Here is a 13,158-nt window from a genome sequence, read left to right as displayed (position 1 = left end):
GGCGGACAGCGGGCGGTGCCACGGCGTACCAGGGCGGATGCCGATTCAGGGGCGGTGGAACGGGTCGGCGTAGAGCCGCTCCGGTACTCGCAGCACGAACACCGCGGTACCTGATGCCCAGATGGCTGCAGCGCCGGCGCGGAGCAGGTCGATCTGCGACTTCCCCTCGGCGACGATCTCGACGTCGGCGCCGGACACGCGCACCGCGGCGTCGTTCACATGGAAGACGCCATCCTTCTCCACCGTCTGGGGGTAGGGCTGGTGCAGCTCCCGCAGGTCGCTGAGGATGAAAGTCGGCCGCGATTCCGCCGGAGCGGCAAGCACGTGCTTGGGCCGATCGATGCCGGTGAGCACCAGAGCGGAGTCGATTCCCGCCCGCGAAGCGCCGAGGATATCGGTGTCGAGGCGGTCGCCGATGAACATCGACTTCTGCGCACCGAAACGAGCGGTCGCCTCCTCGAAGATCGGCACCTCTGGCTTGCCCGCGACGGTCGCGAGTCGTCCGATCGCGGTGTGCACCGCCGACACCAGGGTTCCGTTGCCCGGGGCGACACCGCGCTCCTGGGGAATCGTCCAGTCGGTGTTGGTGGCGATCCAGGGGATGCCGCCTTCTTCCTCCGGGAGCTTCAGCGCGAACGCGGCCTCGGCAAGGTCTGTCCATGCCACCTGCGGGGCGAAGCCCTGCACGACGGCCGCAGGGCCGTCCTCGGCGCTGCGAGTGACTCGATAGCCGGCCTTCTGCGCCTCATCGACGAGCCCGTCGCCTCCGACCACCAGGATCGTGGCCGGTGGTGGTACGAGCTTCGTCAGCAGGCGCATCGCCGCTTGCGGGCTGGTCACGACATCCGACGGCGCAACAGCGAGCCCCAGGCTCGTCAGATGCGCTGCGACGGACGCGTCGGTCCGCGAAGCGTTATTGGTGATGTAGCCGATGCGCGCGGTCTCGGCCGCCTTGTTGAGGCTGGAGACGGCGTGCGGAAGCGCGCCTGCGCCCGCGTAGACGACTCCGTCGAGATCCGCCAGGACCGTGTCGACGCCGTCCAGAGGCGTGCGCGTGGGGCGCTTCTTGGAGAACAGCGCCACTACGCGTCCTGCTCCGGCGCCTCGGATCCCTGCTGGCCGTCGCCCTCGTCTTCGGAGTCGTCCTCGTCGGATTCGCCGAGGAGCTCACGAACCTCGTCCTCGACCGTGGGCTCCACGTCAACGACGGAAGCGTCGTCCTCGTCGGCATCCGGCACCGAAGCCTCTGCGATCGAGGATTCCTCGCCTGATGCTTCCTCGGCAGCCGCGTCTTCAGGAGTTGTCTCTTCAGGAGATCCCTCTTCGACTGCGGCATCCGCGGAGAGCTCGTCATCGATGAAATCGCCTTCGATGAGGCCGTCCTCCACGATGATCTCCTCGTCGCCTTCCTCGTCGATGCCGAGCGCGGCCGCGGCCACATCGGCACGCGTCGCCCAGAACGCAGCCTCGTCGGCGCGTCCGAGATCCTCGAGCACGGCAGCGCGTGCGGAGAACAGCGCCGGACTCCACTCGAACGCACGATCGGGGTCCAACTCCGGAATCTCGAGTTCACCGAGCGCCAGCTCGAGCTCACCCTGATCGAGGCGAGCGCCGGACATCGCGATGGCCAGCGCGACACGCACAGGAGTCTCGAGCGCGGAGCGATCAACCGCGCGACCGGTCTCGAGCGCACGGTCCGGCCGGCCGATGCCACGCTCGCTGTCGACCATCAGCGCGATCTGGTCATCCTTGCCGGAGATCCGACGGTAGGTACGCAGTTCCCGAAGCGCGAGAGCGAAGTCCTCTGTCGCGTACGCAGTGATCCCGAGCGTCTCGCGGACGATCGCGATGCGCCCGGCGCGACGGGATGCCGCCAGAGCATGGGCGTGCGCGAGTGCCGGGTCTTCGTCGATGAGCTGCGAAGCCATCACCAGATGGCGCGCGACCTGATCGGCGTTCTCCTTGCTGAGCGTCTTCAGTTCGTTCCGAGCAGAAGGGTGCAGGTCACGAGCGGTGATCTCTTCGGGGATCTCCGGGTCGTTCGAACGCGGACGCTCATCAGCTGCCTGCAGTGGACGCGTGCGGCCGCCTCCCCCACGCTGCGGGAAGGAACGACGGTCATCATCGCGACGCGGTCCACGATCGCCACGGTTGTCGCCATCGCGACGCGGGGCATCGGAGCGGTAACCACCTTCACGACGCGGAGCACCATCGGAACGAGAACCACCATCACGGCGCGGAGCACCATCGGAACGAGAACCACCATCACGGCGCGGAGCATCGGAACGGTAGCCGCCCTCGCGACGCGGAGCACCATCGGAACGAGAACCACCATCACGGCGCGGAGCATCGGAACGGTAGCCGCCCTCACGGCGCGGCCCGTCTGAGCGGTAGCCACCCTCGCGACGCGGAGCACCATCGGAACGAGGACCACCATCACGACGCGGCCCGTCTGAGCGGTAGCCACCGTCGCGACGCGGGGCGCCATCGGAACGAGCGCCGCCATCGCGGCGCGGCCCGTCGGAACGGTAGCCACCTTCACGGCGGGGCGCACCATCAGAACGAGGGCCACCGTCGCGGCGCGGCCCGTCGGAACGGTAGCCACCTTCACGGCGGGGCGCACCATCAGAACGGGCTCCACCATCGCGGCGCGGTCCGTCATCACGGCGGGGCGCCCGATCGCCGCGGTTGTCACCGTCTCGACGGAACCCACCTTCACGACGCGGAGCACCATCGGAGCGGGACCCACTGTCGCGACGCGGAGCGCCCTGACTGTATCCGCCCTCGCGACGCGGAGCACCATCGCGGCCACCAGCGCCAGAAGGACGTTTGTCACCGTCACGACGCGGAGCGCTGTCACGACGCGGAGCGCTGTCACGACGCGGAGCATCCGAACGACGCTGATCACCGTCGCGCCGTGGAGCGCCCCCGTCACGAGCGCTGCCGGAACGACCACCAGAAGTGCGGTCTCCGCGCGATCCGTTGTCGTCGTTGCGACGCGGACGGCGCTCTCCTTCTTCCGGCATGATTCTCCCTGTGTCGTTTTTGTGTTGTTAACGCGAAATGGCCACCCAACGATGGGTGGCCATTTGCTTAAAAGAAGTCCGGCGGTGTCCTACTCTCCCACAGGGTCCCCCCTGCAGTACCATCGGCGCTGTGAGGCTTAGCTTCCGGGTTCGGAATGTAACCGGGCGTTTCCCTCACGCTATGGCCGCCGAAACACTATTGATGTTTCAATCAAAACACATAACAAAGTCATTGTTATGTGGTTCTCGACCGTACATCGAGAACCACTCAGTGGACGCGTAGCACCAACAAACGGGTGTGTTATCAAGTCATCGGCTTATTAGTACCAGTCAGCTGCACACGTTACCGTGCTTCCACATCTGGCCTATCAACCCAGTAGTCTGGCTGGGAGCCTCTCACCCGAAGGTATGGAAATCTCATCTTGAGGCCGGCTTCCCGCTTAGATGCTTTCAGCGGTTATCCATCCCGAACGTAGCTAATCAGCGGTGCTCCTGGCGGAACAACTGACACACCAGAGGTTCGTCCAACCCGGTCCTCTCGTACTAGGGTCAGATCCTCTCAAATTTCCTACGCGCGCAGCGGATAGGGACCGAACTGTCTCACGACGTTCTAAACCCAGCTCGCGTACCGCTTTAATGGGCGAACAGCCCAACCCTTGGGACCTACTCCAGCCCCAGGATGCGACGAGCCGACATCGAGGTGCCAAACCATGCCGTCGATATGGACTCTTGGGCAAGATCAGCCTGTTATCCCCGAGGTACCTTTTATCCGTTGAGCGACAGCGCTTCCACAAGCCACTGCCGGATCACTAGTCCCGACTTTCGTCCCTGCTCGACCTGTCAGTCTCACAGTCAAGCTCCCTTGTGCACTTACACTCGACACCTGATTACCAACCAGGTTGAGGGAACCTTTGGGCGCCTCCGTTACTTTTTGGGAGGCAACCGCCCCAGTTAAACTACCCACCAGGCACTGTCCCTGAACCGGATTACGGTTCGAAGTTAGATATCCAGAGTGACCAGAGTGGTATTTCAACAATGACTCCACATGAACTAGCGTCCACGCTTCAAAGTCTCCCACCTATCCTACACAAGCCACACCGAACACCAATACCAAGCTGTAGTAAAGGTCACGGGGTCTTTCCGTCCTGCTGCGCGTAACGAGCATCTTTACTCGTAATGCAATTTCGCCGAGTTCGCGGTTGAGACAGTTGGGAAGTCGTTACGCCATTCGTGCAGGTCGGAACTTACCCGACAAGGAATTTCGCTACCTTAGGATGGTTATAGTTACCACCGCCGTTTACTGGGGCTTAAATTCTCAGCTTCGCCTTGCGGCTAACCGGTCCTCTTAACCTTCCAGCACCGGGCAGGCGTCAGTCCGTATACATCGTCTTGCGACTTAGCACGGACCTGTGTTTTTAGTAAACAGTCGCTACCCACTAGTCTCTGCGGCCTCCAAACGCTTTTGGGAGTAAATCCCTATACGCCGAAGGCCCCCCTTCTCCCGAAGTTACGGGGGCATTTTGCCGAGTTCCTTAACCACGATTCTCTCGATCTCCTTGGTATTCTCTACCTGACCACCTGAGTCGGTTTGGGGTACGGGCGGCTTGAACCTCGCGTCGATGCTTTTCTTGGCAGCATAGGATCATCCACTTTTTATCCGCATCGTGTCTCAGCCTATGTGAGTCGCGGATTTGCCTACGACTCGGCCTACGCACTTGCACCAGGACTACCATCGCCCGGCTGGACTACCTTCCTGCGTCACACCTGTTAATACGCTAACCGCACCAGAATGGGGTCGTGCGCTAGGCCCAGAGCGTCACCCCGAAGGGATCAGTCACTGGGATTCAGACACTTAGCACTACTGGATTAGCTTGGGCGGTTCTTCGCCGGTACGGGAATATCAACCCGTTGTCCATCGACTACGCCTGTCGGCCTCGCCTTAGGTCCCGACTTACCCAGGGAAGATTAGCTTGACCCTGGAACCCTTGGTCTTTCGGAGGACGTGTTTCTCACACGTCATTCGCTACTCATGCCTGCATTCTCACTCGTGTAGCCTCCACGGCTGGTTCACACCGCCGCTTCGCTGGCCACACGACGCTCTCCTACCCATCAACACGGCTGGACCACGAAGGCCTACCAATAATGTCAATGCCACAACTTCGGTGGCGTGCTTGAGCCCCGTTACATTGTCGGCGCGGAATCACTTGACCAGTGAGCTATTACGCACTCTTTCAAGGGTGGCTGCTTCTAAGCCAACCTCCTGGTTGTCACAGCAACTCCACATCCTTTCCCACTTAGCACGCGCTTTGGGACCTTAGTTGGTGGTCTGGGTTGTTTCCCTCTCGACTATGAAGCTTATCCCCCACAGTCTCACTGCTGCGCTCTCACTTACCGGCATTCGGAGTTTGGCTGACGTCAGTAACCTTGTAGGGCCCATCGGCCATCCAGTAGCTCTACCTCCGGCAAGAAACACGCAACGCTGCACCTAAATGCATTTCGGAGAGAACCAGCTATCACGAAGTTTGATTGGCCTTTCACCCCTATCCACAGCTCATCCCCTCAGTTTTCAACCTAAGTGGGTTCGGTCCTCCACGACGTCTTACCGTCGCTTCAACCTGGCCATGGATAGATCACTTCGCTTCGGGTCTAGGACATGCGACTGAATCGCCCTATTCAGACTCGCTTTCGCTACGGCTACCCCACACGGGTTAACCTCGCCACATATCGCTAACTCGCAGGCTCATTCTTCAAAAGGCACGCTGTCACCCCTACTAAGGAGGCTCCAACGGTTTGTAAGCAAACGGTTTCAGGTACTATTTCACTCCCCTCCCGGGGTACTTTTCACCTTTCCCTCACGGTACTTGTCCGCTATCGGTCATCTGGGAGTATTTAGGCTTATCAGGTGGTCCTGACAGATTCACACGGGATTTCTCGGGCCCCGTGCTACTTGGGATACTCTTCGCGCCAAGAGAGGCATTTCGACTACGGGGTTGGCACCCTCTATGACCGGCCTTTCAAGACCGTTCGTCTATACCTTCTTGTAACGCCGCCATCTCGGCAGAAATGACTGAAAAGTCCCACAACCCCCAACGTGCAACACCTGCCGGCTATCACACACGCTAGGTTTAGCCTGTTCCGGTTTCGCTCGCCACTACTAACGGAATCGCGGTTGCTTTCTCTTCCTGTGGGTACTGAGATGTTTCACTTCCCCACGTTCCCTCTACCCGCCCTATATATTCAGGCGGGAGTCACTAGGTCGGCACGCCGCCCAGCGGGGTTTCCCCATTCGGACACCCTCGGATCAAAACTTGCTTATCAGTTCCCCGAGGCTTATCGCAGATTGCTACGTCCTTCTTCGGCTCCAGATGCCAAGGCATCCACCGTTTGCTCTTAAAGACTTGAAATCACATGAGTTTGAATCAAAAACTCGACCCAGTCACTAAAACTGGATCTGAAATTGACTAATGATCTTTAAGATCATCTTGTGCAACACACTCAAAGAGTGCATTGCAAGATGCTCGCGTCCACTGTGTAGTTCTCAAAGTACGGGCGGTGCCCCAATCCACAACCCCACAAAACCGGGGGAAACAGAAAGAGGCCCAGAGTAACCGACTGCGCTCACAACCCCGAAAGGTCAAAGCTCATCCGGTCCCTCAGGACCCAACAGCGTGCAGATGCAACATCCGAAACCCTCCCCGTTCCAACCGCAAGCGGTGTACTAGAAGAAACTTTCATCGATCGCACCATGTCAAATGTTCCACCCATGAGCTCCCAGCGAACCACGAACGGGCCCGATCTGGGGTCTGGACAGCAAAGCTGCCAGTTGCTCCTTAGAAAGGAGGTGATCCAGCCGCACCTTCCGGTACGGCTACCTTGTTACGACTTAGTCCTAATTACCGATCCCACCTTCGACGGCTCCCTCCACAAGGGTTAGGCCACCGGCTTCAGGTGTTACCGACTTTCATGACTTGACGGGCGGTGTGTACAAGACCCGGGAACGTATTCACCGCAGCGTTGCTGATCTGCGATTACTAGCGACTCCGACTTCATGAGGTCGAGTTGCAGACCTCAATCCGAACTGGGACCGGCTTTTTGGGATTCGCTCCACCTCGCGGTATTGCAGCCCTTTGTACCGGCCATTGTAGCATGCGTGAAGCCCAAGACATAAGGGGCATGATGATTTGACGTCATCCCCACCTTCCTCCGAGTTGACCCCGGCAGTATCCCATGAGTTCCCACCATTACGTGCTGGCAACATAGAACGAGGGTTGCGCTCGTTGCGGGACTTAACCCAACATCTCACGACACGAGCTGACGACAACCATGCACCACCTGTTTACGAGTGTCCAAAGAGTTGACCATTTCTGGCCCGTTCTCGTATATGTCAAGCCTTGGTAAGGTTCTTCGCGTTGCATCGAATTAATCCGCATGCTCCGCCGCTTGTGCGGGTCCCCGTCAATTCCTTTGAGTTTTAGCCTTGCGGCCGTACTCCCCAGGCGGGGAACTTAATGCGTTAGCTGCGTCACGGAATCCGTGGAATGGACCCCACAACTAGTTCCCAACGTTTACGGGGTGGACTACCAGGGTATCTAAGCCTGTTTGCTCCCCACCCTTTCGCTCCTCAGCGTCAGTTACGGCCCAGAGATCTGCCTTCGCCATCGGTGTTCCTCCTGATATCTGCGCATTCCACCGCTACACCAGGAATTCCAATCTCCCCTACCGCACTCTAGTCTGCCCGTACCCACTGCAGGCTGGGGGTTGAGCCCCCAGATTTCACAGCAGACGCGACAAACCGCCTACGAGCTCTTTACGCCCAATAATTCCGGATAACGCTTGCGCCCTACGTATTACCGCGGCTGCTGGCACGTAGTTAGCCGGCGCTTTTTCTGCAGGTACCGTCACTTTCGCTTCTTCCCTGCTAAAAGAGGTTTACAACCCGAAGGCCGTCATCCCTCACGCGGCGTTGCTGCATCAGGCTTCCGCCCATTGTGCAATATTCCCCACTGCTGCCTCCCGTAGGAGTCTGGGCCGTGTCTCAGTCCCAGTGTGGCCGGTCACCCTCTCAGGCCGGCTACCCGTCGACGCCTTGGTGAGCCATTACCTCACCAACAAGCTGATAGGCCGCGAGCCCATCCCCAACCGAAAAATCTTTCCAAACGTTGACCATGCGGTCACGTCTCGTATCCAGTATTAGACGCCGTTTCCAGCGCTTATCCCAGAGTCAGGGGCAGGTTGCTCACGTGTTACTCACCCGTTCGCCACTGATCCACCCAGCAAGCTGGGCTTCACCGTTCGACTTGCATGTGTTAAGCACGCCGCCAGCGTTCATCCTGAGCCAGGATCAAACTCTCCATAAAAAGAAATTGCATACCCCACCGGGAAAACGGTGGGGCAGCGAGTTTGATACCGACCAAAGAGACAAATTCATTGCTGACTTCATCCGAATGCCAACCCCCAACAAAGGGGATTGGTCTTTGATCCAAAGGAATTCTCAACCAAACCAAAAGGCTTGGACGAGGATAATTTGGCATTTGACAAGTGCACGCTGTTGAGTTCTCAAGGATCGGATGCTCCCACGACCCAGCCATCACGACCAGGCCCGAAGGGCAACTTCTCTATCTTACCCACTTCCTCCCGCTTGTCAAATCGACGCGCTGAGCAGATCTGAGATCCGCTGCGCAGCCGAAACAAGCTGCAGAAGAGGTGGAATCTCCCATCCTAGACGCAAGCGCCTGAACTCTCAAGAGAGTGGATCGGGAGGTGGTTCTCCGCTTGAGGGGGGTGAAGCTCTCGGCCTCTCCGCTTCCCTGTGGGGCGAACAAGTAATAAGTTACGCGGATCCCGGGGATCTGGCAAATCGGGGCACCCCTCCCGGGCGTGTCGTGGACAGCCCGTGGCGGATTCCCCCGGGTCAGCCCGTATTTCGGCCCAGCGCGGGGCTCGGAGTAGCATCGCACCATGTCTCAGCATCGCCACGCCCGTGCCGCTTCATGAATGCGGGCGTGCGCGTTCTCACCCGTTTCTGGCGTGAGCTCGGCGGGGATCCCGGGCGTCTCATCGACCTCCCGGCGCCACCTGTCGTTCCGCTCCCCTCCCGACTCTCGACCGGAGACCTCGCGTGGGCCAGCGTCGCCGCGGCGGCTCTGGCCTCCGGACGCGCGGCTGCCGACCTCACGGCGCTGGACCCGGTGCGGATCGCACTGTCGTACCGCAGCGACCGAATGCTGCGCATCGACGGCGCCGCTCCATCGGTGTGGTCGCCGTACTCGGGCTTCTGGGTGGCATCCGATGGCTGGATCCGTACGCACGGCAACTACCCGCACCATGCCGCCGCCATGCGCGAAGCACTCCAGTTGACCGATACCGCCGAGTCTCGGGATATCTCCGCCGCCCTTGCGAGCATCGGATCGCGGGAGGCGTGCACCCGCATCTCCGGCGCGGGTGGACTCGCCGTCGAAGTGGCCGATGAGCGTCCGGAGTTCGATGCCTCACTGCGCGAGCGTCCGATCGTCGAGATTCAGCACACCGAGGGCGCACCAGCACGCGTTCTCCGGCACTCCCCCCGCGACCGACCGCTGGAGGGCGTACGCGTGCTCGACCTCACCCGTGTGATCGCCGGGCCGGTGTGCACCCGCACTCTCGCATTGCTCGGTGCCGACGTGCTGCGGATCGACCCGCCGCACCTCCCCGAACCGGAATGGCAGCACCTCGACACCGGTCACGGCAAGCGCTCAACCCTGCTGGATGCGCGCTCCGACAGATTCCGCGAACTGCTTTCCGGAGCCGATGTCGTCGTCCTCGGCTATCACCCGAGCGCGCTCGCCCGCCTCGGTCTCGCTCCGGATGCCCTGGCGGCGGAGCATCCGGGGACCACCGTCCTGGATCTGAGCGCATGGGGAGCGGAGCAGCCGGCGCGGCGCGGCTTCGACAGCCTCGTGCAGGCCGAGTCCGGAATCGCGGTCATCGAGTCCGCCGATGCCGGACGGCCAGGCGCACTCCCCGCCCAAGCCCTGGATCACAGTGCCGGCTATCTGCTCGCCGCGTCCGCGATGATCATCCTCGAGCACCGCCGCCTGCACGGGGGCAGCTGGCGGGCGAGCACCTCACTGCGCCGCATCGCCGCTGAGCTGCTCGGGATGCCGCGCCGCCAGGAGCCCGGATCGGATGCCGACATCGACACGACCCCCCACGCGGCGAGGTTCACGGTCGCCGGTCGACAGATCGTCACGACCCGGCCGGTGTTCCCCTGGTTCGAGTTCGAGGCTCCACACCCCTGGTCGGGTGATCAGCCGCGCTGGTGAGCATCGCGAACCGCCGGACCCTGCAAAGCGGCGCAGCCTACGGGCTGATGAACAACCTGTCGACGGCGTCGACCAGCCGGGCAGACAGCGCGGACTCCGAGGCGACTTCGTCTAGTTGACGCAGCGCGATGTCGGGATGGTCCGTGATGATTCCATCGACGTTGTCGCGATACAGCGCACGCATCTGCGCGGCATCCTGCACCGTCCAGACATAGAGCGACTTGCCTTCTGCCCATACCGCATCTCGAAGCGCCCTGGTGTAGACGCTCTGCTCGACGACCAGGAATGATGCAGGCGTCTGCGGCACACCTCCATAAGCCAGCGGAACGATGAACCCGATCGTCAAGTCGGGGCGCAGCGCCGTGAACTCCTCGACCACGTCGGCACTGAGCGTGTGATAAATGTGCTCGTCGGCGCCGTCGACGCGGTCGATGATCTCGATGAGTTCAGCGACGAAACCCTCCGATTCACCTCCGTGCACCTTGATCTCGATCAGCAGCTGCTGACCGAGATCATCGGCACGCTGAAGGTACTGCTCAAGGGTCGGAATCGGTTCGGCATGCCCGATGTCGTCGCGTACCGTGACGCCAGTCGCCTCCGCAACCGTCAGTCGCGCGATGGACGTGTCCAGGCCGGCGAGACGATTCAGGTCGGGATCATGCATGAGAACCCAGCCGCCGTCGCTGGTCTGCTGGATGTCCATCTCGACCAGTTCGGCGCCGGCGGCGTGCGCGGCGTCGAGCGATCCCAGTGTGTTCTCGACACCCCGCTCGGTGAATCCCCGATGAGCCAGCACCGTCGTCGCACCATCTGCGATCTCCGCGAGGGGCGGGACCGCCCCGGCTGCGAGCACCGCGCTGGCGACCACCGCGCCGGCGCCGGCGATGATCGCCCGCGCGCGGGCGGCCCGCGAAGGCGTTGCGTCTCTCGGCGCTGCCTCGGCGACAGGGTCGTCCCGGGACGAAATGCTCAGCGGCTCTTCGTGCGGGACCACCGACGCGAGCGCACCTGCGGAGGCCGCTGCCGTGACGAGCACCTGCGTCTGCACCATCAGGAACAGGCCGACGATGAAGAAAGCGACGACTTGGCCGACTCCGAGGCTGATCGCCCCGACCGCGATCGATGCCGACGGAGCCCAGGCGTCGGATGCATACGTCGCCAGCGGCGTGACCAGTGCGAGCACTCCCAGCGCGGCGGTCATCGGCACGAGGACGCCTGCGAGCAGCACGACCACACGGATGCTCCGCCAGCGAGTGATCTGCCAGCTGCGCGCAATCGCCGCCGGAACGCTGATCGGCTCGAGCACGAGGAGGGGGATCGTGAAGATGAGTCGCAGGTTGACCCACCACACCACGGCCAGCACGAGTGTGTAGAGCACGGCGTGCAGCGGAGTCTTCATCACCTCGTCGGTCACGAAGGCCGGAATCGCGACCCACTGGGTGAGGACCGAGCCGATCCCGGCATGCCCCAGCGGAATGATGAGCACCAGGTACGGGACGAGCAACAGGGTCGAAGGCCGTCGAAGGAGCACAAGGGTTCGAGCGCCGATCCGATGCGCGATCGCACCGACAACGGCCAGCCGTCCGCGTCGTCGCTCGTCGGCGACCACCGCGAACACGGCGGCCTGCGTGAGCAGAGTCAGCACGACCAGCACGAGAGACGCCACGGCGATCCCGACTCCGAGAGGGCTCCGCAGGAACTGCGCCGCCGAGGTCGTCGTGACGGCGGTCAGACCCGACGCTCTCGCGGCGATCGAGAACATTCCAGCCAGAAGCGGCGCCGCAACGATCGCCACTGCCCCTTGCACCAGCGCCACCAGCACGAAAGTGCGGCCGAAGCTTCGTCGCGTCAGACGATAACCGGACGCGAGGCTGCGGCCGACCGGAAGTGCGAGGCGCGCCATCTCAGAATTCAACCACGGTCGTCAGGCCTTCGATGCGCGTGACGACGTTCGACGGAACACCGGCAGCACGAGGCAGAGCATCAGAGTCAGACCACCCCACACGGCGCACGCCGAAGGCAGCACCCGATACGCCAGGTGCTGCGCGGTGAACTCTGCATTCAGCGGCCCCAGCATGGCGAGACCGAACCCCCACGCCGCGATGAGGACAACGGGCAGCGCTACCCACCAGCCGATTCGGACCCAGGACGGCAGCACCCGTGCAGGTGCGGCTCCCGCTGTCGCGCGCCGCAGTCGGAGCAGCGCCCAGACCGCGATGATCACGAGGCCGATGACACTGGATCCGTGCTGCAGCCACTTGTATCCGCGCAGCGGACCCCACATCGCGTCGAGCGCCGGGATCAGCTCCACTCCCCCGCGCCCCTCGTGGGTGAACAGGTCCCACGCGATGTGCGAGAGCACACCCAGCACGAACGACAGCGCCAGCAGCACCGGGTAGCCGCGGGATTGCTCGATCCCGACCGCACGCCGGAGCGCAGTCAAGCCGGTGTCGGTCCAGTCCGATGGCAGACTTCGTGCCAGCCCGACCGGTACCAACTCCGGGACTGCCGGCCGCAGCACCACTCGCCACAGGATGAACAGGCCGAACGCGAGAAGAGCCGTCCAGAGGACATTTCCGATGGTGTGGGTGAACGAGTAACTCACTCCTAAGCCACGCAGGAACAGCGGCAGATCGGGGGTCATCGCACCGATCGCGATCGCCGACGGCACCAGCGGCGTGCGGATGAACGGCAGCGCAATGACCGCGTGACTCGGTGTGAACGGCATCGCGCTCCTGAAGGTCTTGAGAAGATCCGGCGGTGGAAGTCTAGGGCGACGGCGTCCGGGAGAATCCCGGGAGCCGCCGCCCCAGCACAACGTCCGTTCGGCT

General features: G+C 62.1%; 6 protein-coding genes and 3 rRNA genes. 1 reads left to right on the top strand and 8 read right to left on the bottom strand.

Annotated features, from left to right (window positions below):
• Window positions 1–45: 45 nt before the first annotated feature.
• From LTA6_RS13505 to LTA6_RS13480, 6 genes are all read right to left on the bottom strand, one after another.
• Window positions 46–1,083 carry an HAD-IIA family hydrolase gene (locus LTA6_RS13505; RefSeq protein ID WP_363547658.1) on the bottom strand — a complete coding sequence of 346 codons (1,038 nt, stop codon included), beginning with the start codon at window positions 1,081–1,083 and terminating at the stop codon, window positions 46–48.
• Window positions 1,083–1,928, bottom strand: a complete 846-nt coding sequence (locus LTA6_RS13500) for a hypothetical protein (RefSeq protein ID WP_407358063.1) — start codon at window positions 1,926–1,928, stop codon at window positions 1,083–1,085. The genes LTA6_RS13505 and LTA6_RS13500 overlap by 1 nt, the downstream gene beginning before the upstream one ends.
• Window positions 1,929–1,975: 47 nt before the next feature.
• On the bottom strand, window positions 1,976–2,956 hold the full coding sequence (locus LTA6_RS13495) for a hypothetical protein (protein WP_407358062.1): 981 nt from the start codon (window positions 2,954–2,956) through the stop codon (window positions 1,976–1,978).
• A gap of 146 nt (window positions 2,957–3,102) precedes the next feature.
• A 5S ribosomal RNA gene (rrf, locus tag LTA6_RS13490) occupies window positions 3,103–3,219 on the bottom strand.
• A 107-nt stretch (window positions 3,220–3,326) separates the two neighbouring features.
• A 23S ribosomal RNA gene (locus LTA6_RS13485) occupies window positions 3,327–6,430 on the bottom strand.
• A 430-nt stretch (window positions 6,431–6,860) separates the two neighbouring features.
• Window positions 6,861–8,383: ribosomal RNA gene (locus LTA6_RS13480) — 16S ribosomal RNA — on the bottom strand.
• Together the 16S, 23S and 5S rRNA genes form the textbook arrangement of a ribosomal RNA operon.
• Window positions 8,384–9,028: 645 nt before the next feature.
• Between LTA6_RS13480 and LTA6_RS13475 the strand changes: the two genes are divergently transcribed.
• Window positions 9,029–10,327 carry a CoA transferase gene (locus tag LTA6_RS13475; protein WP_407358061.1) on the top strand — a complete coding sequence of 433 codons (1,299 nt, stop codon included), beginning with the start codon at window positions 9,029–9,031 and terminating at the stop codon, window positions 10,325–10,327.
• A gap of 37 nt (window positions 10,328–10,364) precedes the next feature.
• On the opposite strand, the gene LTA6_RS13470 is transcribed toward LTA6_RS13475, so the two are convergent.
• Together LTA6_RS13470 and LTA6_RS13465 are read right to left on the bottom strand one after the other, a co-directional pair.
• Entirely contained in the window at window positions 10,365–12,230 is a 1,866-nt protein-coding gene (locus tag LTA6_RS13470; RefSeq protein WP_407358060.1) for a glycerophosphoryl diester phosphodiesterase membrane domain-containing protein, read from the bottom strand.
• Between the two features lie 21 nt (window positions 12,231–12,251).
• Window positions 12,252–13,055, bottom strand: coding sequence for a DUF4184 family protein (locus tag LTA6_RS13465; RefSeq protein WP_407358059.1), 804 nt, complete (start codon window positions 13,053–13,055; stop codon window positions 12,252–12,254).
• Window positions 13,056–13,158: the final 103 nt, after the last annotated feature.

The sequence above is a fragment of the Microbacterium sp. LTA6 genome, assembly GCF_045690355.1.
GTDB lineage: Bacteria > Actinomycetota > Actinomycetes > Actinomycetales > Microbacteriaceae > Microbacterium.
This window is presented reverse-complemented; position numbering and strand designations above follow the sequence as displayed.

Coding starts and splice junctions, on each gene's coding strand:
- LTA6_RS13500 (WP_407358063.1), bottom strand. CDS start 1,928: ATGGCTTCGCAGCTCATCGACGAAGACCCGGCACTCGCGCACGCCCAT.
- LTA6_RS13470 (WP_407358060.1), bottom strand. CDS start 12,230: ATGGCGCGCCTCGCACTTCCGGTCGGCCGCAGCCTCGCGTCCGGTTAT.
- LTA6_RS13465 (WP_407358059.1), bottom strand. CDS start 13,055: ATGCCGTTCACACCGAGTCACGCGGTCATTGCGCTGCCGTTCATCCGC.